General features: G+C 45.4%; 18 protein-coding genes and 1 CRISPR repeat array. Of the genes, 12 read left to right on the top strand and 6 right to left on the bottom strand.

All coding sequences use genetic code 11. The features are described 5' to 3' along the window. Positions 1-61 precede the first annotated feature (61 nt). Positions 62-1099, top strand: coding sequence for a tRNA (adenosine(37)-N6)-threonylcarbamoyltransferase complex transferase subunit TsaD (gene tsaD / locus N2K84_RS03280; protein ID WP_282590346.1), 1038 nt, complete (start codon positions 62-64; stop codon positions 1097-1099). A 69-nt stretch (positions 1100-1168) separates the two neighbouring features. Next, complete coding sequence (locus N2K84_RS03275; RefSeq protein WP_282590345.1) at positions 1169-2158, top strand: CobW family GTP-binding protein; 990 nt, start codon at positions 1169-1171, stop codon at positions 2156-2158. A 49-nt stretch (positions 2159-2207) separates the two neighbouring features. Here the strand turns inward: N2K84_RS03275 and N2K84_RS03270 are convergent, their stop codons facing one another. Genes N2K84_RS03270 through N2K84_RS03260 form a run of 3 tightly spaced genes read right to left on the bottom strand, consistent with a single transcriptional unit; the run spans position 2208 to position 3894 of the window. Further along, entirely contained in the window at positions 2208-2906 is a 699-nt protein-coding gene (locus N2K84_RS03270) for an LrgB family protein (RefSeq protein ID WP_282590344.1), read from the bottom strand. Beyond that, complete coding sequence (locus N2K84_RS03265; RefSeq protein ID WP_282590343.1) at positions 2887-3255, bottom strand: CidA/LrgA family protein; 369 nt, start codon at positions 3253-3255, stop codon at positions 2887-2889. The genes N2K84_RS03270 and N2K84_RS03265 overlap by 20 nt, the downstream gene beginning before the upstream one ends. Before the next feature lie 48 nt (positions 3256-3303). Further along, positions 3304-3894: an HAD-IA family hydrolase gene (locus N2K84_RS03260; protein WP_282590342.1), complete on the bottom strand. Its 591-nt coding sequence runs from the start codon at positions 3892-3894 to the stop codon at positions 3304-3306. 228 nt (positions 3895-4122) lie between these two features. On the opposite strand from N2K84_RS03260, the gene rpsF reads away from it, so the two are divergent. Genes rpsF through rplI form a run of 3 tightly spaced genes read left to right on the top strand, consistent with a single transcriptional unit; the run spans position 4123 to position 5206 of the window. Then, the gene (gene rpsF / locus N2K84_RS03255; protein ID WP_282590341.1) at positions 4123-4470 is read left to right on the top strand and encodes a 30S ribosomal protein S6; all 348 of its coding nucleotides are present in this window, start codon (positions 4123-4125) and stop codon (positions 4468-4470) included. Positions 4471-4473: 3 nt separating this feature from the next. Beyond that, positions 4474-4743, top strand: a complete 270-nt coding sequence (rpsR, locus tag N2K84_RS03250; protein WP_282590340.1) for a 30S ribosomal protein S18 — start codon at positions 4474-4476, stop codon at positions 4741-4743. 16 nt (positions 4744-4759) lie between these two features. Further along, on the top strand, positions 4760-5206 hold the full coding sequence (gene rplI, locus N2K84_RS03245; RefSeq protein ID WP_282590339.1) for a 50S ribosomal protein L9: 447 nt from the start codon (positions 4760-4762) through the stop codon (positions 5204-5206). A gap of 137 nt (positions 5207-5343) precedes the next feature. On the opposite strand, the gene N2K84_RS03240 is transcribed toward rplI, so the two are convergent. Next, positions 5344-6063, bottom strand: a complete 720-nt coding sequence (locus N2K84_RS03240) for a cytidylate kinase-like family protein (RefSeq protein WP_282590338.1) — start codon at positions 6061-6063, stop codon at positions 5344-5346. Between the two features lie 156 nt (positions 6064-6219). On the opposite strand from N2K84_RS03240, the gene N2K84_RS03235 reads away from it, so the two are divergent. Then, positions 6220-7266, top strand: a complete 1047-nt coding sequence (locus N2K84_RS03235) for a Gfo/Idh/MocA family oxidoreductase (RefSeq protein ID WP_282590337.1) — start codon at positions 6220-6222, stop codon at positions 7264-7266. 36 nt (positions 7267-7302) lie between these two features. On the opposite strand, the gene N2K84_RS03230 is transcribed toward N2K84_RS03235, so the two are convergent. Next, on the bottom strand, positions 7303-8229 hold the full coding sequence (locus N2K84_RS03230) for a DUF6807 family protein (protein ID WP_282590336.1): 927 nt from the start codon (positions 8227-8229) through the stop codon (positions 7303-7305). Positions 8230-8322: 93 nt separating this feature from the next. After that, on the bottom strand, positions 8323-10308 hold the full coding sequence (locus tag N2K84_RS03225) for a peptidase U32 family protein (RefSeq protein ID WP_282590335.1): 1986 nt from the start codon (positions 10306-10308) through the stop codon (positions 8323-8325). A 569-nt stretch (positions 10309-10877) separates the two neighbouring features. On the opposite strand from N2K84_RS03225, the gene cas9 reads away from it, so the two are divergent. The 6 genes from cas9 to N2K84_RS03195 form a co-directional block, all read left to right on the top strand. Then, a complete protein-coding gene (gene cas9 / locus N2K84_RS03220; protein WP_282590334.1) occupies positions 10878-15464 on the top strand; it encodes a type II CRISPR RNA-guided endonuclease Cas9 in 4587 nt (1528 codons plus the stop codon). A gap of 81 nt (positions 15465-15545) precedes the next feature. Next, on the top strand, positions 15546-15857 hold the full coding sequence (locus N2K84_RS03215; RefSeq protein WP_282590333.1) for a hypothetical protein: 312 nt from the start codon (positions 15546-15548) through the stop codon (positions 15855-15857). 400 nt (positions 15858-16257) lie between these two features. Then, positions 16258-16884, top strand: coding sequence for a hypothetical protein (locus tag N2K84_RS03210; RefSeq protein ID WP_282590332.1), 627 nt, complete (start codon positions 16258-16260; stop codon positions 16882-16884). A gap of 36 nt (positions 16885-16920) precedes the next feature. Beyond that, complete coding sequence (cas1, locus tag N2K84_RS03205) at positions 16921-17811, top strand: type II CRISPR-associated endonuclease Cas1 (protein WP_282590331.1); 891 nt, start codon at positions 16921-16923, stop codon at positions 17809-17811. 48 nt (positions 17812-17859) lie between these two features. After that, complete coding sequence (cas2, locus tag N2K84_RS03200) at positions 17860-18198, top strand: CRISPR-associated endonuclease Cas2 (protein WP_282590330.1); 339 nt, start codon at positions 17860-17862, stop codon at positions 18196-18198. A 271-nt stretch (positions 18199-18469) separates the two neighbouring features. Then, a CRISPR array of direct repeats spans positions 18470-20020; the repeat unit is 36 nt; unit sequence GTTGTGGTTTGATGTAAAATGATAAAGACTTTCAAC. A 113-nt stretch (positions 20021-20133) separates the two neighbouring features. Further along, positions 20134-20561: radical SAM protein (locus tag N2K84_RS03195; RefSeq protein WP_282590329.1), on the top strand; the 428-nt coding region annotated here is incomplete at its 3' end.

The raw sequence follows: 20561 nt of genomic DNA, 5'->3' as shown, positions 1-20561 counted from the left end.
AAAATCGGCAGATTTAGCTTGATTTGCCGGTAATTTAATTTTGAAAATACAACGCAATTCAATGGAACAAACGCGAAATATTACCATCCTGGGGATCGAATCGTCTTGCGATGATACGTCGGCAGCCGTTATTCAGAACGGGTATCTGTTATCGAATATTATTGCCAGCCAAAAAGTACATGAAGCGTATGGTGGTGTGGTCCCGGAGCTGGCCTCGCGGGCGCACCAGCAGAACATTGTCCCGGTGGTCGATCAGGCCATTAGGCAGGCTGGCATCAATCGCGATGAAATTTCGGCGGTGGCTTTTACCCGCGGCCCGGGCTTGCTGGGCTCGTTGCTGGTGGGAACTTCGTTTGCCAAAGGTTTTTCACTTTCCGCGGGCATCCCGATGATCGACATCAATCATTTGCAAGGACACGTGCTGGCCCATTTCATCAAAGAAAAGGAGGTTGAATTTCACGCGCCCCGGTTCCCGCATTTGTGTTTACTGGTGAGTGGCGGTAATTCGCAAATCATTTTGGTGAAGGACCACCTGGAAATGGAGGTGATCGGTCAAACCATTGATGATGCTGCCGGCGAAGCTTTCGATAAATGCGCTAAGGTGATGGGCATGCCTTATCCGGGCGGACCGTACATCGATCGGTTGGCCAAGGAAGGAAACCCGCTGGCCTATCAGTTTGCGAAGCCCCGTATCAAAAATCTCGATTATAGTTTTAGTGGTTTAAAAACCAGTTTCCTGTATTTTTTGCGCGATCAGCTGCAAGAAAATGAAAACTTCATTGAAGAAAATAAAGCCGATTTGTGTGCATCACTGCAAAAAACGATCATCGACATTTTGATGAACAAGTTGGTGAAGGCAGCCAAACAAACCGGTATTCGCGAAATTACCGTGGCCGGAGGGGTTTCGGCCAACTCGGGTTTGCAAAATGCATTGCGTGCCGAATCCGAAAAACGCCATTGGAACTTGTTCATCCCCAAATTCGCCTTTACGATGGACAATGCTGCCATGATTGCTATCACCGGCTATTACAAATTTTTAAAGGGAGAATTCATTGGACAGGATGCGGTGCCATTTGCCCGGATGAATATTAATGAGTAAAGAATTGGGAAATAGAAAATTGGTCATTGGACCATTAGTAAAAGGCATTGACAATTCGAAACTTAGAACTTGAAACTTGGAACTTATCAGGTGAAAGAGGATGTAAAAATACCCGTTGTGTTGGTCACCGGATTTCTGGGGGCGGGGAAAACTACGTTTATCAATGAAATTATAAAATCGCACCGACACCTGAAACTGGCTTTGGTCGAAAATGAGTTTGGCGCCACTTCTGTTGATCAGGACTTGATTGTGGGGATGCGAAGTGAAAACATTTTCGACCTGAGCAATGGCTGTATTTGTTGTAGTATTTCCAATGAATTTTCGTTGACTCTGCTCGATTTGGCCGACAAAGCCGGAGAAATTGATTATTTGCTGATTGAAACAACGGGGGTGGCCAATTTGTCGAACGTGGTCCGTCCGTTTTACAGCGATGAAGACCTGAAAGCCCGCTTCAACTTATTGGGCAGCATTTGTTTGGTGGATGCCCTGAACGCGGAGCAGCAATTACAGGGCACCGAACAGCAGATGCAGGTTATCTTGAGCGATTTTCTTTTAATGAACAAAACTGCCGGTGTGGATGAAAAAACGCTTGCCGACCTTGAGCGTCGCCTGCTGGCTTTCAATTCTCATACTACGATCCGGCAAACCAATTTCTCCCGTTTGATTGATTTTCAATTGGAAACTTTTGCCGAAAGCATACAAAACCGATTTGAGCAAAAGCTAGTCCAACCCGTGATGTTCCGTGTGGTTGAAACGAAAAAATACACCACGTTTACCCACCAGTTTCGAGGCGATGTCGATTTGGCGCGCTTTCAGTATTGGTTCAATTATTTTGCGGCAATCAATCAGTCGCACATTTACCGGGTGAAGGGAATTCTTTATCCGAAAGGTTCGCCTGAAAAGGTGATCGTCCAATCGGTTGGCGGGGCTGTTTCGTATGAGGGAGGTTCTTTCATCAGCCCGCTGGAAGAAAAAGTGAATACGCTGGTGTTTATCGGAAATGGTATTGACAACGAGCGGATTGCAAGCGAGCTGGATCGCTATTTGAACCATAATTAGTGAATTGAGAAAAATTTAAACGGACTGGGAAAAGTTTATTTCTTCAGTGTCAATACCAGCTCATGTACTGGAGCAGGATAACAACGCCCACTGTGGTCAACGCGGCCACCCCGATGGCCAAACTGCTCATGGCGCCTTCGGTTTCGCCCATTTCAATAGCTTTTGTCGTGCCCAGTGCGTGGGCAGCTGTTCCCAGTCCGATACCACGGGCGACGGGATGAACGATTTTCATTAAGCGGTACAGGAACGGCGCCAGGGCAGCACCAGTTATGCCGGTAATGATGATCGACAAAATGGTAATTCCCTCGGTTGCGCCAAGCAAATCGCTCAACCCAATGCCAATGGGGGTGGTTACGCTGTGGGGCAGCAGCGAACGCTCCAGTAATTCATTCAACCCAAACAGACGGCAAAGCACAATTACCGATGTCAGGGCCGAAATAACCCCAGCCAGGATTCCTCCCAAGATGGCGTATTTGTGGGTGATGAGCAGTCGGCGTTGCCGGTAAAGCGGTAGTGCCAGCACCACAGTTACCGGTCCCAAAAATGCGTGAATGACACTTCCGCCTTTCATATAATTGTCAAAAGGGATAGCTGTCAGGCTCAGCACGATAATAATGGCGACAATGGATAGCAGCAGCGGATTAACACAGCTTTGGCGCGAGCGGAAACGGATGTACGAGAACCCGTAGAAACAGGCTACCGACAGTAGAATGCCAAACAGATGGGTGTCAGTCAACTTTTCGATCATGCTTTTTTTCTGATTTGATAAGTAGCTGGGTAACCAGGCTGGTGACAGCCAATACCAACAGTGTGGAAAGGATGATTACTGAAATAGCCTCGATATAATTTCCTTTCAGACTTTGGTACGAGACAAGGATGCCCACCCCCGCCGGGATGAAGAAAAAGCCCATGTTTCCCAACAGGAAATCGGACGTTTCCGCGATGTGCCTTTCCTTTATCACGCCCATCAACAGCAATATCAGCAGCAGGATCATGCCGGTGATACTTCCCGGAATGGGCAGGTTGAACAAATTGCTCAGCAGCTCGCCCCCAAAACTCAGTCCCAGAATTACGAGTAGTTGCTTAAATATTTTCATCGCAGGCTATGTGTTTCGAAATTTCAAACCGCGGGATGGCGCCAACCACTATTGATAGGTAAACGGACGAACGTCGATCAGGTACATGCCCGCAGTTTTTGCAGCCTCCATGCCCAGGACGCCGTCTTCCAGCACCTGGCATTTTTCAGGCTTCACCTTTATCAGTTCGGCGCATTTCAGAAAGGTTTCCGGCTCAGGTTTGTGGCGTGTTACATCGTCGGCAGTAACAATGGCGTCAAAATAATGCGTCAGGTTAAGCGTTTCGAGTTGCACCATGGCGCTGCGACGGCTGGCCCCGGTCCCCACAGCCAGCGGAATTTTGCCGTGATACTTCATCACCAGGTCAACCACCGGTACATGCGGGCGCAACAGGTTGGCGCTTTCCCAGAAGGTTTCCTGTTTCATACGGACTATTTCTTCGGGATCAATGCCCTGCAGATTGTTGTCGGCAATTACCCGTTCGGCAAAACGAATGGTTGGCATGCCGGTCATTTCTTCAATAATTCCTTCGTTGAACGTGCAGTTGTAGTGGGCACATACCTTGTGCCAGGTGGCGATGTGAACCGGAAGCGAATCCGACAAAGTCCCATCCAAATCAAATATCAAGGCTTCGGCCTCCGGGTGTTTATCCAATTTCATTTTTCTGATTTTGTGTGGCAAAATTAGCAAACAAATCCGGAGCATCAGTTGATTTCACGGTCGGGAACAGGGATTCATCAAAATCTTAAACTTGATTTAATTATGGGCATTTCCTTGAAAAATAAATCTTAAGACCCGAAAGGCTTTGTATAAAACAGAAATATTCCTAATTTTGCGCGACCTAAAATATAGGTGTAATTTTTTAATGTTTAATAAATTAGATGTTTTATGAAAAACCAGTATGAAACCGTTTTCATTGCAACTCCCGTTTTATCTGATGTTCAGATAAAGGAAGCGGTACAGAAATTCAGAGACATCATCACCGAGAACGGTGGCGAAATTGTCAATGAAGAGCACTGGGGATTGCGCAAACTAGCTTATCCCATTCAGAAAAAGAGTACAGGTTTCTATCAGTTGTTCGAGTTCAAAGCCGAACCGGAAATGATTGAAAAATTGGAAATCCAGTACCGTCGCGACGAGCGTATTATTCGCTTCCTGACTTTCAAGCAGGACAAATACGCTGTTGAGTACAGTGAAAAAAGAAGAAACAAAACTAAAGCTGAAAAGGAGAACTAAGCTATGGCAAGCAATCAAGGTGAAATCCGTTACCTGACCCCGCCGTCAGTCGAAATCAAAAAGAAAAAGTACTGTCGCTTTAAAAAGAACAAAATCAAATTCGTGGATTATAAAGATCCTGAGTTCCTGAAGAAATTCCTGAACGAACAAGGTCGTATCCTTCCACGTCGTATTACTGGTACTTCGCTGAAATACCAACGTAAAGTGGCCAAAGCAGTAAAAAGAGCCCGTCATTTAGCCCTGCTGCCCTTCGTAACTGATATGTTGAAATAAGTAAAAGAAAAGAAAAATGGAAGTTATTTTATTACAAGATATTCAAAATTTGGGGAGCAAAGATGACATCATCAAAGTAAAAGATGGTTACGGACGTAATTATCTGATCCCTCAGAAAATGGCTATTGTTGCCAATTCATCTACCAAAAAGGTTTTGGCTGAAAATATCCGTCAACGTGCCCACAAAGAAGCCAAGCTGAAAGATCAGGCCTTGGCGCTTGCTTCCCAACTGGAAGGCAAAGAAGTGGTGATTGGCGCCAAAACCAGCTCGTCGGGTAAAATTTTCGGTTCAGTCAATACCATTCAGTTGGCGGAAGCTATCAACAAACTTGGTTTTGAAATCGACCGCAAACAAATCCGCATTGCCGAAGACAGCATCAAAGAAGTCGGTAAATACACCGCCAAAATCAAACTTCACAAAGAAGTAATCGTTGATTTTAACTTTGAAGTAGTTTCGGAGTAAATTAATTTTTTCAAACACACACACAGATTCAAACGTTTTTTCAAACAAATAAAAGCCGGCAGCTTCACACACTGCCGGCTTTCTTGTATCAAAATCAATCGATTCTGACCAATCATCAATCATCAATCATCATTTATTTAGTTGTCTTCTTCCTCGGCAAAAAACCGTTTGTTTTTAATGACGTTTACAATGGCGTCCACAATGTGATCGTCCTGCAGGGTTGAGTAGTTGAAAATAATGTCGTAGTCATTGTTGTTCAGCTTTCTTCCGGCCACATGTTCCACAAAAAGTTCACGCTGGCGATCGATTTGCAATACATACTGCTGTGCATCGGCGTGCGACAGGTTGCTGATTTGCATGATTCGGTTGATGCGCCATTCGAGCGGGGCCATCAGCTTGATGCTGAGCTTGCGCGACACGTCCTGGGCGATCACCCCGGCAGCGCGCCCAACAATGATGTAGTTGCCTTTTTCGGCCAGCTGAAGAATTACTTTACGCACTGTTTCGATTACTTGCTGGTCTTCGGCATCGTAAACTTTTTCGGTTGAAAAGGCTGTGCTCACTTCCTCTAAGCTAACTTTGGCCTCGCCCAGAAAAACGTTCCTGACTTTCTCAGTATCCATATTGAGCTCATTGGCAGCAGCTTCAATAATCTCTTTACTCACCCATTTCCACTCCACATCTGTTTTTGTTTCAGAATGAAAACTGTATCCGGTCAGGATTTTCGAAAGCTTGGTCGCTATACGCTTGGCCGAGCAACCGCATTCCCTCGAAATCATGATAACCGGGCCGGGATAGTGGTTTTTTACAGGCTTGTTGGCCTCATTTTCAAAATAATTGCTCAGGAAATTTTTCATAATCGCTGTTTTTTTGTTGATGCAGTTAAACAAATCTACAATTCAAGCCAGTACAACGCCATATAAAATGTTCTACAATACGCATTCTGGCCAATGTTTAAAAACAAGCTTACAGAACATGCCCTAATTTTTTATCTTAGCCTGAAAAAGAGAAAAATGAAACGAATAATCAATACGGCATTGGCATCGTTTGGCATGTCGGGCATGGTGTTTCACGGACCTTCGCTGAGGGTGAACCCAAATTTCAGGATTTGCAAGATTTTGGAGCGTTCAAAAAACCTGTCTGCCAAAAACTATTCCGAGGCAACGATCGTGCGCAGCTATGAAGAGATACTGAACGACCCGGAAATTGATCTGGTGGTTGTAAACACCCCGGATGACCTGCACTACGAAATGACCAAACAGGCCTTGGAGGCGGGCAAACATGTGGTGGCCGAGAAACCCTTCGCTCAAACGGTTGACGAAGCGAATGAACTGATTGCCCTGGCCAATTCGAAAGGCCTGATGCACACGGTCTATCAAAACCGGAGGTGGGACGGCGATTTCCTCACGGTAAAAAAGTTGCTGAAAGACGGCAGCTTGGGGCGTCTGGTGGAGTTTGAGTCCCATTTCGATCGCTACCGAAATTTTATTCAGCCCGGTACCTGGAAAGAAGCCGGAAACGAACGGGCGGGGGTGTTGTACAATCTTGGCTCCCATATGGTCGATCAGGTGCGTGTATTGTTCGGTATGCCAATGTCGGTAACGGCCCATTTGGGCATTGTGCGCGAAAGCGGTGCAGTGAACGATTACTATGACATCCGGCTCCAATACGAAGGCTTTGCCGCTTTGCTGAAATGTTCGTACTTGGTCCGAAAGCCTGGGCCCAGGTATAGTTTACACGGTAATTTGGGCTCGTTCCACAAGTGGGGGATTGATCCGCAGGAGGATGCCTTGAAAGCCGGGCGTTTGCCCAACGAAGCGGGATGGGGGAGTGAACCTGCTGCCGATTGGGGTGAGCTGGATACCGAATTAAATGGCCTTCACTTTACCGGCAAGGTGGAAACCATCCCGGGCAATTACAATCTATTCTATGAAAATGTGTATGACGTACTGGCGAATGGCGCCGAATTACTGGTGAAACCCGAAGAAAGCCGCGATGGGCTAGTCATCCTGGAAGCCTGCCTGAAAAGTCATAAAGAAAAACGGACGGTATTGCTGTAATGGTAACCCGTTTCCTTCTCAACGTAAAGGCTGCTTTTACCGGGCAGCCTTTGTGATATTCTTGATCACCCTTTTCTCGTTGATCTTTCCCGTATACAACACCAGCGTGTAGCTCAGTTTAAGGGGGACACCCCGTTTCAGTTCAACCGGGTCGCGACCCGGGAAAACAGCGTTTTGCATGCTGTTCTTTTTGCGCAAAATCCAGGTTTGCCGATCCTGCTGATTTTCTGGTGACGCATAAATCAACATGCCGCCATGATTGCCGCTTTTGGCCATCGAACCGGAAATATTTACATACCGGCCAGCGTCAACAGCCGTGTTTTGCGGTTCAATATTTCCGCCTTCGCCGCTGAATTTTACATCGTCGGGTAACTTCATCCTGACCGAAAAGCCGCCATAGCCTTTTTCATCGTCCGAGCCGCCCAACTTTAACTCGTCAACCAGGGCGGTCAATGCCAGATCGAAGCGGATGATCCGGTAATTTCCGTTTTGCACGAAGAAGGTGTACTGGCAATCTTCTTTCAGGTAAGCTTTCGCGCCGTTTTCATACAGGGGCGATTTCCAAAAGGCCGTGGTGCGAAAACTGCCATCCCCATCGTTGATGCGTTTATATTCAACGTCTTTTACATCGATGCTGAAGTTTTTTAACTCCCAGGGATCGCCAACGGGTTGGTCGCCGATCAGGATTTGGTGCCAGGCCCAAAATATGCCCCGGTGGTGCAAGTGGTCTTCCGGCGCATTTTCGGTAATCTCCGTGCCGTCAGGAAGAAAAACCGGGTGCCAGAAGTTGTTCCGGCCCTGTTCGCTGTTTATGCTAATTTCATCTTTTTGATAGAATGCGACATTTTTCTCGCCATCAAGGATCATAAAACCACCAGCTTGTTTTTTCATGCCGATTTGGGCGAAGAGGCCGTGGATGCCCAAAAACAGCAAGCCGCCGCAGATTAGGATTGATTTTTTCATGTTCAGGTTTTCAGGTTTGACCGGTGTTAAACACTCGTCTAAGATATAAAAAATGAAGCTAATGCTGCTTATCGAAACTTCAATTTGCTTATGTTATTGCAGTCCTTTTTTAAAATTGAAAATCGTTGACGGTTGCACCGGTTCCCCTGCCCGGTACTTCAGCAGCAGCCGTTTGATCAGGTTTTTCGAAGGTTGTTCGTGTTTCAGGTCGATCATGAAATTCCGGAAACCCTCCCGGAGCAGCTGCTCCTTGTATTGAAACAGGTTGACCGGCCTGTCGGGGATTACCAGGGTGATGCCATCGTGGGTGAGCTTGCTGTAGGTTTTGTTGAAGTTGTCCTTGAAATGATTTCCGGCGTCGTCCAGGCCAACCGGCATGCGCGAGTAAAACAACTCGGGCAGGGTGTGCAACAGCACAAAACCGTCTTTGCGCTGCATGGCTTTCAGGTTGTCAAAATCATTTTCTACCGGGTAGCAAAAGCCCTTAATTTTTTGTGTTGAAAGGAACCGGGCCGCTGCATCGTTGTAAACATACACCTGCTCGTTGCAGCAAACCTGACTGTCTTTCGAAAAGAACAATTTTTGCGACAAATGGCTGATAAAAAATTGCCGGATACCGCTTTCCTCAGCTTTTTGTAAAAGCCTTTCCCAGGCAGGCAGCTGCCCTTCAGCTATAAATTTGGGCAGCTCCAGGTGTATTTTATACCTGTTTTGCTGAATGACCGGAGAGCTGAAATCAAACTTTTCCAGCTCGTGCCGCCCGAACGACAAAATCAGTCCGTCAACATCCGTCAACCGGATCGTGTTGAGCCAGTCAGGCGAATCGATGCGCACGAATAAACATGGTTTAGCCGCTTGGCTGCCGACGCTCAATTTTTGCTTAATAGCCTTTTTTTGGTGCAACGGCAAGCGGGCGGTTGGCGCCGGAACATTGGGCAAACGCGAAGGAAACGATTGCTCGCGGCGGCCAATCCAAAACACCTCGTCGCCAGCCGACAGCTTTTCTTTCCCTTCGTGGGTAAACGAGTAGCAACCACTTTCTTCCCATACATCTTCCAGTTTTACATTGCAGGTTTCCTGCGTTTTTGCCTGCAAAATCCGCAGCCGGTCTCCGTTTTTCAGTTCATGGTCCGAGACAAAGGTGATTTCATCCCGGTTTACGCGGATGATTGTACCAACCGGTATGCCGGTATTCGACGTGTCGGCGATGGCCTCTTTAACATCATTCCCCAGGAAATAATTTGTTTTTGCCCGTCCAAAATCCAGTTGCAGCATTTCTTCCGCTTCAACGGTCCGTTCGGGATGATCGAGTGCCAGCCGGTAGGCGGCAGCCACGCGGAACACGTAATCGGCCGATTTCATCCGGCCCTCCACTTTCAGCGAATGAATGCCCAGCTCTGCCATGCGGGGCAGATTCGGCAATTGCTGATTGTCTTTCAGGTTGAACAGGTATTTTTGCTGCTGACTGTCCTGGTAAACCATGCGACAGGGCTGACTGCACAGCCCGCGGTTGGCGCCCCGTCCGCCCACGTAACTGCTGAAAAAACACTGTCCCGAAAACGAGTAGCACAAGGCCCCGTGGATAAACACTTCCAGCTCGCAGGCCGGTTGTCGGGCTATCTTTTCCAGTTCGGGCATAGTGAGCTCGCGGGCCAGCACCACCCGTGAAAGACCCAGCCGGGCGGCAAAAGTTACTCCCTGTGAATTATGTGTGCCCATCTGTGTGCTGGCATGTATGGCCAGTTTGGGGAAATACTGTCGTGCCAGGTCGTAAACGCCCCAGTCCTGAACAATAATTGCGTCCACGCCCACTTTTTCGAGGTAAAACAGGAAATCGAGCAATTTGTCAATTTCAGGATTTTTGATCACTGTATTTAGGGTGACGTACACCTTCACCTTGTTCCTGTGCGCTTCCTGTAATATGGCAGGCAGCTGGTTTTCGGTGAAATTGTTGGCGCGGGCCCGGGCATTAAACTGTTTTAACCCCAGGTAAACGGCGTTTGCCCCTCCGCGAATGGCCGCCCGGAACGATTCGACATTGCCCGCGGGCAGCAGTAATTCAGGTTTGTTTTGCCCCATTATCCGTTAATGTTTCTGCAAAAATAGGATTTAAATTTTGTGTGTCGATGCTGCCAAAATTTCTTTTTTCGCTATTTATCATCATCACGGAAACTGTGTTCATGTGCTGAGAGGTGCAGTTCATGGCTCAAAATGGCTCATTCATGAAGTTTTTTCGATTCTGCTTTTTTGTTTAGTTGTAATAATCTAACTTGTCGGGTAATTTATTGGTTTAGCATATTCATTTTTAAGCGAAGCCAATTTCTTGGATATTCTGACAAGTACCAGCGGAAGATTTAATACTACAGATAATACTTGCCGGTATATAACAGGCCTACAGACAAAAAGAGGAGAAAATAAAAACTCCCACCGAAGCGGGAGTATAGGTTTTAACACCTTCGGCATATAGCCTTATTGTGATAAGACGTAAAATGATTTCTTGTTTGTGATGGCTAAAGTAGGGAATTGATTCATACGACGCAATAGAAAAACGAAAATAAAACTGAAATAGCCGGAACAGATCTTTTTCCATAGTTCTGAGCTTTGGAGAAACTAACAGGCAAAAACAAAAAACTAAAAAACCAACGAATATGGCACGAATACTAGGATTAGACTTGGGCACCAACAGCATTGGCTGGGCTGTGATAGATGCAACAATGAAAGACCGAAAAATAGAAGGTTACAATTCGATTGTAGATTCCGGGGTGAGGATTTTCCCGGAAGGAGTGGAACCAACCACTATCGGACAGGGAGATAAAGAGCAATCGAAAAACGCGACTCGACGAGAACACCGGCAAATGCGCCGCCAGTTTTACCGGAAAAAATTGAGAAAAATAAAGCTGTTGGAAGCTTTGATTCAGTTGAAGATGTGTCCTTTGACTTTTGGGGATCTTCACATATGGAGTAAATGGGACAAAGCTCGGAAAACCGATGGGAAGCAATTTCCAACGGAACCTAACTTTGTGGCTTGGCTCAAGTTGAATCCCTATGAACTGAGGGCAAAAGCATTGAGTGAACCGACTAGTTTAGCAGAGTTAGGACGTATTTTTTATCATTTCATTCAGCGTCGCGGATTTTTAAGTAGCCGGAAAGGGAGCGATGATGGTGCCATCTTTAAAGGGAAAGAGAATATGTCGGGGATTGATGCTACCAGAGTCCTGATGAATGGAGAAACCTTAGGAAAATCCTTGTACCAAATTTCATATAAAAATGGAGAAAAGTACAACAATAAAACAGGTGCGGAAGGGAAAGTATTACGGGTACGAGCCCGGTACACCCAGCGGGATATGTACATTGACGAGTTCCAGAAGATATGGGAACAGCAAGCTGCACGTTTAGGATTGGATCAGCAGAAAATGCCAGTGCGAAAAATCCGCTTTTTGAAAGGAAGCCTGAACAGTAGCCGCAACCAGCATAAATTGGAGCACTATTCAAAGAAATATGGATGTAATCAAGTTATAGTAGATGGGAATAAGGTTACAACTATTTCCGAAATGCCATTGAAGGAATTTTTTGCCGGAGAAATCAAGGAGTCAAACGGGCAGCTAAAATTTAAAAGCAACGAAAGTTTATTGTTTTGGCAACGTCCGCTTCGTTCTCAAAAGAATTTGCTGGACAATTGCCGTTTCGAAAATAAATTGCCGGTATTGATGGCTAACGGACATCTTCGTGTTAAAGATGGAAAAGTTGTTTTGCGCAGTAAAAAACCTTGTCCGTTGTCTCATCCTGAATTTGAACTGTTTCGGGCTTATCAATTCATCAATAACATCAAATACGGAAAAGGACAGAAGTTGACTGCGGAACAGCGGCAGCTGGCATTAGATGTGATGAATACGAAAGTTAGCAATTTCAATTTTGAAGAGATACCCAAAGCATTAGGTCTAACCTATGAAAAATTCAATTATGAAACCGACCAAAAAATCGCGGGAAATAACACAATTAGGAACCTGAAACCGCTTTTTCCTGACGAAGTCTGGAATAAGCATGGTGAAGAAATTTGGCATTGTTTTTACTTTTTTGAAGATAATGAAAAGTTGTTTGTCAAACTGAAGAAAGATTTTCTACTAAAAACCAACGATCTGGAAAAAATCGCTAAAATCCGGCTAAAAGAAGGTTATTCGAATGTTTCGCTGAAGGCAATCCGAAATATAAACCCGTTTGTGGAGAAAGGCTATTTATATGCTGATGCTGTGGTCTTGGGTGGCGTGAAAAATGCTTTTGGCAACCGTTGGGAGAATTTCAAAATTTATCATGATGAAATAGAACACGCTGTCTGTCAAATTCTAAAAGAGGACAATAAGGAAGGCGAAGCTATTGGTAAGATTAAAGACTATTTATCGTCACCGGTGAACAGCTACGGATTTTCGAAGGACGATCCGGCTTTTTCGCAACTTTACCACCATAGTCAGGAAGTTTCCACGGAAGAAAAATTGGAATTCGTGCCCGAACTGGAAAACCTTCGCAACCCGATAGTACAGCAAGCCTTGCAGGAAATGCGCCGTTTGGTGAATTCGTTATTGAAAAAATACCGCGAAACGGATCCTGATTTTTCTTTTGACCGCATCCATGTTGAAATGGCGCGTGATCTGAAGAACAATAAAACCAAGCGTAGGGAGCTCACCATTAAAATTCGTGAAAATGAAGATAAGAACGATAATGCACGCAAGCGGTTGGCTGAATTTGGTTTGCGGCCTACACGAGATAACCTGCTGCGTTACCTGTTGTACGAAGAAATTCAGAACCACGTGTCGGGGCCGGTGCTTTGCCCATATACCGGCAAGGTTATCAGTATGGCTGATCTGATTGGCGGGGGTAATACGGTGCAAATTGAGCATATGATTCCGTACAGTGTATCGCTCGACGATAGCTTCGGAAACAAAACGTTGTGCGAAGCCAATTTCAACCGTATGAAAGGGGAGAAGACTCCTTACGAATTTTACCTGGAGAATCCCGATTACAGGCTTTGGGGCATAAATAAATACAAAGAACCGGAAGATGGATGGAAGGAAATATCAGAACGTGTTTTCAAGTTGTTGCCTTATCCGAAAGCTAAGCGCTTCGTGTCGAAACGGGAATTCAAAACAAGTGATTTCATTGAGCGGCAACTTAACGACAGCCGCTATATCAGCCGGAAAGCTGTTGAATTGCTATCAGCTATTTGTGACGATGTTCGTATGCTTCCCGGGCAAGTAACGGCTGAACTTCGCCATTTGTGGGGGATTAACAATATTTTGAACCCGGTGTTTGGCATGGAGAACCTCCATGTGGAAGTGCGGGAGAAAGAACGGATGGCTTATTATGTGCTTACCGACGAAGATAATAAGGTTGTGAGCATGCAGCGGAAAACAAATGACCGTCCGCAAGTGGCTCCAGAACAACTGGTATTAGCAGGAGACATAAGCAAGGGTAAATTTATATCGAAAAACCTGCACCTGAAAGTGGATGCGCCCAACCTGAAAGACGGTGGATATTGGGTTATTGTAACGGTTTCGGAACCGCATAGTTTTCAGCCAGTATATGCCGAAAAACCATCGGGCGACGAGCAACATCTTGTATTTAAAGGCCGGATTGAAAAGCAATTATTCACGAATGATACGATTGGGAAGAAGATTAGGGTTGATGGGAAGCAAGATGGCGCCTATTGGGCCAGCTTCAGCGTTAAGGATAAAGAATTTAAGCTGGCTGAAGGGAAGGGGAAACTGAAAGCCACTGGTTCTAAGGTTGCGTTATTCGGCGAAATTCGCAACGGCCAGTTTGCTTGCCACATCTACCAATGCAAAACCAACCTGCCCGACGGTAAATACTGGGTTTTGCTCGAACTCGATTTTGAACAGGCTGAATATGTGCGGGCTGTAAACCCCAAACCGGAAGCTACAGAACAGCAATTGATGAGTTATGCCACGGTAGATGAGGAAGGTTGGCTGGCAGCCGACCCCGATCCGGGCTACCGGCGAAAAGTTGCTGAACCGAAAGGTCGTTACTATTGCCTGTTCAACATTGAATCGGTGGAACCTGAATTATATCCGGTGGATAACGAAACACCCGCACCGTCGAAAGGGCAACGACTGACCGAAGCCGTAGTTTGGGTGGACGAAGCAACCGGCGAAATAAGATACGATCCTAAAAAGAACCGCGACGACCATCGCCACCATGCCATTGATGCCATTACGGTTGCTTTAACCGAACAGGGCTTTTTGCAACGATTGAGTACTTACCATGCACAGGAGGAAAATGTAAAACGGGGAATTGACAGTACCGAAAAGTTCCCGGAACCATGGTTGGGATTTACCGATGATGTGAAAAAAGCCGCCGAAGCCATGTTTATTTCGCACAAGCAAAACAACAAAGTGCTGACCCGAATTTCGAAGGCTATTGGCAAAAATGGCGAGACATACCATAGTGTAGGCTATGCAGCCCGCGGTCAGTTACACAAAGAAACAGTTTTTGGTAAACGTCGCTCACCAGGACAGGCGGACGATTCGTTCCACATCCGCAAGGATCTTACCAGTTTGAAAGACAAAAAACAGATTAATAAAGTGGTTGACGATTCGATACGGCAACTCATTTTAAACCATTTGAGAGACAATTGCGGAATTGACACCTCGAAAGATAATTTCACCGTTCCCAAGGATGCCTTTTTAAAAGATGGGCAACACCGTTTATTTCTACCTAATCGGAAGGGTGGAGAGCCTGTTCCTGTGAAGAAGGTGCGAATGCGGGAGAATATCGGGAATGCGATTCAGCTAAAAGAGAATATCAAGCAGTATGTAAACCCAAGAAACAATCACCATGTAATTCTCTATGAAGATATTGAAGGAAACCTGAAAGAGCAGGTTGTCTCGTTCATCGAGGTGGTGGAACGTCAACGCCAAAATGAACCTGTTTGCAAGCTTCCCGAAGACGGCAAGCGAATAATTGCCACCCTCGAAATAAACGATATGTTCTTGCTGGGAGTGGACGATACGATTGAGATAAGTAATACAAATGCTGTCTTGCTGAATAAACATTTGTACCGGGTTCAGAAAGTGTCAAGTTCGTATTATACATTTAGGCACCACCTGGCCTCATCTTTAGATGATTCTAAAACGGAATTTAGTATTCGAAGTATGAAAGGATGGAAAGAGGCTAACCCGATTAAAGTAACCATTGACCCGCTGGGGCAAATCCGGCGGGTGTAATCAAAAGAACAACCTAACCCTCATTTCCCCGGGTAGGTAGGGGAAAGCCAATTAACAATCAAAAAAAAATCTTTTATGGGTATGAATGAATCCAAAAAACGCGATTTCATCGGACAAATGATTGGTGTTATCGAGAGTAATCAACCAAGTTTAACCGGGGCCGGTTTCGATCCCGCCACAAAATTAGCCGACTTGAAAACCAAATACACCAGCGCCCAGGCCGCCGAGGTGGGCCAGCAGGAAGCGAAGGCTGCCCTGAAAAATGCCACGGCCGCTGCTGTCGAAACGCTGGATACCGCTTACAAGCAGGCATCGAATTTTGCCGATCTCATTTCGGGTATCTATGGTAAAGACGATGCCATTGTGAAGGAAATCCGAAAAATGAGAAAGTGATCCGTACGTTGGCAGCCGAATGTTTCTGCAATGTTGCCGATTCGATCTGCACGGTTGCAGCACGCTTCGGCAGTATCGCATATTAATTTGGCAGCGTTGCAGTTTAAATCTGCGGCGCTGCCGAACTCTTCGGCAGTCATGCCGCGTCGATCGGCAACACAGCAGAACCTGTATTCCGTCTTGCCGATTTAATCTGCACCATCGTAGATCGAATCGGCACTAGTGCCGGTTAAAGATTCGGCGTTGCCGATCGGTTATTCTCACAAGGAGCAGATTTCAATTGGTCTGATACTGATCAAAAGCGAAATGCCCGAAGGTCTAAAAGATGCTTCGGGGATCGGAAACCTTTCGGCGACTTTTTGGCCTGAACGTGTTTAACTCTTAAATAACCACGAGCCGCATGGAACAAATACCCCTTGAATACGGATACTTTTATCACATTTATAACCGGGGAATAAATAGTTGTAAGATTTTTCGCGAATCATCCAATTACGAGCATTTCCTGGGTTTGTATGATAAGTATATTTCGCCGGTGGCCGATACGTATTCGTGGGTGCTCATGGGAAATCATTTTCATCTGCTGGTACGAATTAAAAACGAACAGCAAGTTTTAGACCTTGAAGGTTTCTCAAACCTTCAAGGTCTAAAAAACCGCGACCGGGTAAACCAGCAGTTTGCCAACCTTTTCAATGCCTACACAAAAGCTTACAATAAGCGTTATAACCGTACCGGCAGCCTGTTTGAGCATCCGTTCCGTCGGGTTCGCGTTGATTCGTTGGCCCGGCTCAAATACCTGGTCTATTACATTCACCATAATCCAATTCATCACGGTTTTTGTGAACATTATCTGGACTATCCGTGGAGTTCGTACCTGACCATCTTATCGCCCAAACAAACCCGGTTGAAGCGCGATGAAGTGCTGCTTTGGTACCGGGAGGCTGATCTATTTAAGAAATATCACAGCCAGCAATCGATTGATAAGTTTCGGGAACTTCAACTCGATTTTGTTCATCAAAATAGACCTTGAAGTTTTTTTACCTTCAAGGATAATAAAGAAAAGCCTATGCTAAAACGAACCTTATTTTTTTCGAATCCCTATCATTTAAGCTTGAAGGACTGCCAGTTGGTCATTCAGTCGAAAGATGAGTTGGTGACCAAGACTGTTCCGGTCGAGGACGTGGGTTTTTTGGTGCTCGACCACCCGCAAATCAGTTTTAGTATGAAGCTGGTGGAGCAGTTAAATGCCAATAACGTGGCGATGGTATTTTGCGACAGTTCGCACATGCCCTCGTCGATGTTGCTGAACCTGGAAAGCCACAGCCTGCAAAGCGAACTGTTCCGGGCACAGATCAGCGCGTCAGAACCGTTGAAAAAGAACCTGTGGAAGCAAACCATCGAGGCCAAAATTACCAACCAGGCACAGCATCTCGAAAAGCAGGGGCAGAAGGCACACGAGCTTCGGGCCTATGCCCGTAGCGTGAAGAGCGGTGATATTGAAAACCGCGAAGGGCTTGCCGCCCGCGTGTATTGGTCGCGCCTGGTGGGCAATGGCTTCATCCGCGACCGGTATGGCGATCCGCCCAATCACCTGCTTAACTACGGGTACATTCTGCTGCGGTCGGCAGTGGCCCGCGCGCTGGTGGGATCTGGCTTGTTGCCTACGCTGGGAATCCACCATCACAACAAATACAACGCTTTTTGCCTGGCCGACGATATTATGGAGCCTTACCGTCCGTTTGTCGATCAGTTGGCCATGCGGGTTTACGGCGATTATCCCGACGAGCTCTTCTTGACCAAGGAGATGAAAGCCGAGATGCTAGGCCTGATGGCTGGCGATGTTTGGATTGACGGAAGCAAACGTCCGCTGATGGTGGCCTTGTCGCAGACTACGGCTTCGCTAAGTCGCTGTTTTAGCGGCGAAGGCCGGAAAATTGTATATCCCGAATTCAATTAGCTAGACTTTCAAGGTTTTTAAAACCTTGAAAGTCTAAGAGAGAACGTCATGGAACAAACCCGTTTAAATGCCTATCATATTATGTGGTTGTTTGTCTTCTTCGATTTGCCTGTAACAACAAAAAAGGAGAGGAGACAGGCCAGCCGTTTTCGCAAAGATTTGATGAAAGACGGGTTTTCCATGATGCAGTTTTCGGTATATATTCGTCACTGCGCCAGTAAGGAAAGTGCAGCGGTACATGTTAAGCGGGTGAACGATTTTATACCGGAGAAAGGGCAGGTGAGCATCCTTTCGGTTACCGATAAGCAGTACGGAAACATCACCAACTACTGGGGTAAAAAAGATGATCCTTTGCCCGAAGGCCCCCGGCAGCTGGAATTGTTTTAAAATTAAGTAGGATGCAAATGGATTTTTTTCAACCTTTAAACGTTGGAAAAATGATAACATACAATAACGGTATTGTGTTATCCTGAACTTGTTTCAGGATATCCAAAGAATATAATGGTCGTTCCTTGACATTTTGGCTATTCTTATTATTTTCGTTGGCGATAGGATTAAAAAAATCGTGCATCATTCCGCTTCTTTGGAGTCGCGAGGGCAGTTTCTCAACTGTAAAATGCTCCGTAAAGCCCATAAAACAAAGGCTAAGAAGCCCAAGGTTGTGGTTTGATGTAAAATGATAAAGACTTTCAACAATCCAGCTGCACCCAGCTGGTGCCATTGTGTTGTGGTTTGATGTAAAATGATAAAGACTTTCAACTAAAACCAAAAATCAACTAAACCTAAACCAGTTGTGGTTTGATGTAAAATGATAAAGACTTTCAACATAAGGTAAGCACCTATAAGTCGATCATAGTTGTGGTTTGATGTAAAATGATAAAGACTTTCAACGAAGGCCGCTTGGCTGAACTACGCGAAGAAGTTGTGGTTTGATGTAAAATGATAAAGACTTTCAACGAACAATTTGATTTATGGAATGCTCATATAGTTGTGGTTTGATGTAAAATGATAAAGACTTTCAACCGAGTACCGGTTTACACTGAAGGGCAAAAAGTTGTGGTTTGATGTAAAATGATAAAGACTTTCAACTACATCGGATAAATCTTCAAGAGAATATAGGTTGTGGTTTGATGTAAAATGATAAAGACTTTCAACCACCATACGGAGGGTCTGTAAGCATCAAATGTTGTGGTTTGATGTAAAATGATAAAGACTTTCAACGCTGGTTGCTGGTTGCTTTCAACCTTTGCAGTTGTGGTTTGATGTAAAATGATAAAGACTTTCAACAGTTCGACGATATGAAGACCCTCGAACGCGTTGTGGTTTGATGTAAAATGATAAAGACTTTCAACCATAGCCGAAAACAACCCCGACCGGGCTATGTTGTGGTTTGATGTAAAATGATAAAGACTTTCAACGAATCTAATAAAATAGAATCGCTCATAGATGTTGTGGTTTGATGTAAAATGATAAAGACTTTCAACCTAGAGCAAGCCTCCCCACTATACACGTAAGTTGTGGTTTGATGTAAAATGATAAAGACTTTCAACTCATTTCGGGCAAATTCAATTTCGTTCCGTGTTGTGGTTTGATGTAAAATGATAAAGACTTTCAACACGGCCATTCTCGGGTACTTTCTCCCAGTGGTTGTGGTTTGATGTAAAATGATAAAGACTTTCAACACAATGTGTTTTCATTGCTACTACAAATGAGTTGTGGTTTGATGTAAAATGATAAAGACTTTCAACATCGTCGGATTTGACGAACTTATACCTTCTGTTGTGGTTTGATGTAAAATGATAAAGACTTTCAACCGTCAAGATAAAATTTACAAATTCTATCAAGTTGTGGTTTGATGTAAAATGATAAAGACTTTCAACTTCATGTCGGCGTTGTGGTGCTTGAAGGCGTTGTGGTTTGATGTAAAATGATAAAGACTTTCAACCGAAGCTGAAGAGGTTGGTAACTCTAGTTTGTTGTGGTTTGATGTAAAATGATAAAGACTTTCAACTTCACCCAGTTCCGGGTGATTGACCGTAATGTTGTGGTTTGATGTAAAATGATAAAGACTTTCAACGATTACCTGCATCACCAGCCGGAACACCTCGTTGTGGTTTGATGTAAAATGATAAAGACTTTCAACTAAGTTTCTAGATGTTTGTGGAACCGAAACGTTGTGGTTTGATGTAAAATGATAAAGACTTTCAACACCTTTGACGGCGAACAACCGCAGTCATATTTAAAATCGATCCAGCTGCTTTGAGGGCCTTTTTATTTGTTTTTGTAAGTTTGTGACTTTCCATCTATAAAGACCTCATAAGCATGGCCAAAAAAATGAAACCGCTGACTTCTGTTCTGATCAAGCCTTCAGGGCCGGATTGTAACCTGAACTGCTCGTATTGTTTTTACCTGGAAAAGTCGGCTTTGTTCGATCCGGGCAAAGCGCACCGGATGAGTCCGCAGGTGCAGGAAGAGACCATCCGCCAGGTGATGCAGCAATCGGGAGAAAGTGTTTCGCTGGCCTGGCAGGGTGGGGAACCCACTTTGATGGGGCTGGATTTTTACCAACGCGCCATCGAACTGGAGATGAAGTACGGGCACGGACAAATGGTGGGCAATGGCCTGCAGACCAACGGTCTCCTGCTGAACCGCGACTGGGCCAAATTCCTGAAAAAATATGACTGGCTGGTTGGCCTGTCGCTCGACGGGCCAAAATTTATCCACGACCATTACCGCTTTGACCAGGGTGG

The organism is Gaoshiqia sediminis, from assembly GCF_025907915.1.
Classification (GTDB): domain Bacteria; phylum Bacteroidota; class Bacteroidia; order Bacteroidales; family Prolixibacteraceae; genus Gaoshiqia; species Gaoshiqia sediminis.
The sequence above is the reverse complement of the archived record's forward strand: the minus strand, read 5'-3'. Positions and strand labels throughout refer to the sequence as shown.

Bases quoted from the DNA above. Each gene is read 5' to 3' on its own strand.
- tsaD (WP_282590346.1), top strand. From the start codon at position 62: ATGGAACAAACGCGAAATATTACCATCCTGGGGATCGAATCGTCTTGC.
- N2K84_RS03270 (WP_282590344.1), bottom strand. From the start codon at position 2,906: ATGATCGAAAAGTTGACTGACACCCATCTGTTTGGCATTCTACTGTCG.
- N2K84_RS03265 (WP_282590343.1), bottom strand. From the start codon at position 3,255: ATGAAAATATTTAAGCAACTACTCGTAATTCTGGGACTGAGTTTTGGG.
- N2K84_RS03260 (WP_282590342.1), bottom strand. From the start codon at position 3,894: ATGAAATTGGATAAACACCCGGAGGCCGAAGCCTTGATATTTGATTTG.
- rpsF (WP_282590341.1), top strand. From the start codon at position 4,123: ATGAAAAACCAGTATGAAACCGTTTTCATTGCAACTCCCGTTTTATCT.
- rpsR (WP_282590340.1), top strand. From the start codon at position 4,474: ATGGCAAGCAATCAAGGTGAAATCCGTTACCTGACCCCGCCGTCAGTC.
- rplI (WP_282590339.1), top strand. From the start codon at position 4,760: ATGGAAGTTATTTTATTACAAGATATTCAAAATTTGGGGAGCAAAGAT.
- N2K84_RS03240 (WP_282590338.1), bottom strand. From the start codon at position 6,063: ATGAAAAATTTCCTGAGCAATTATTTTGAAAATGAGGCCAACAAGCCT.
- N2K84_RS03235 (WP_282590337.1), top strand. From the start codon at position 6,220: ATGAAACGAATAATCAATACGGCATTGGCATCGTTTGGCATGTCGGGC.
- N2K84_RS03230 (WP_282590336.1), bottom strand. From the start codon at position 8,229: ATGAAAAAATCAATCCTAATCTGCGGCGGCTTGCTGTTTTTGGGCATC.
- N2K84_RS03225 (WP_282590335.1), bottom strand. From the start codon at position 10,308: ATGGGGCAAAACAAACCTGAATTACTGCTGCCCGCGGGCAATGTCGAA.
- cas9 (WP_282590334.1), top strand. From the start codon at position 10,878: ATGGCACGAATACTAGGATTAGACTTGGGCACCAACAGCATTGGCTGG.
- N2K84_RS03215 (WP_282590333.1), top strand. From the start codon at position 15,546: ATGAATGAATCCAAAAAACGCGATTTCATCGGACAAATGATTGGTGTT.
- N2K84_RS03210 (WP_282590332.1), top strand. From the start codon at position 16,258: ATGGAACAAATACCCCTTGAATACGGATACTTTTATCACATTTATAAC.
- cas1 (WP_282590331.1), top strand. From the start codon at position 16,921: ATGCTAAAACGAACCTTATTTTTTTCGAATCCCTATCATTTAAGCTTG.
- cas2 (WP_282590330.1), top strand. From the start codon at position 17,860: ATGGAACAAACCCGTTTAAATGCCTATCATATTATGTGGTTGTTTGTC.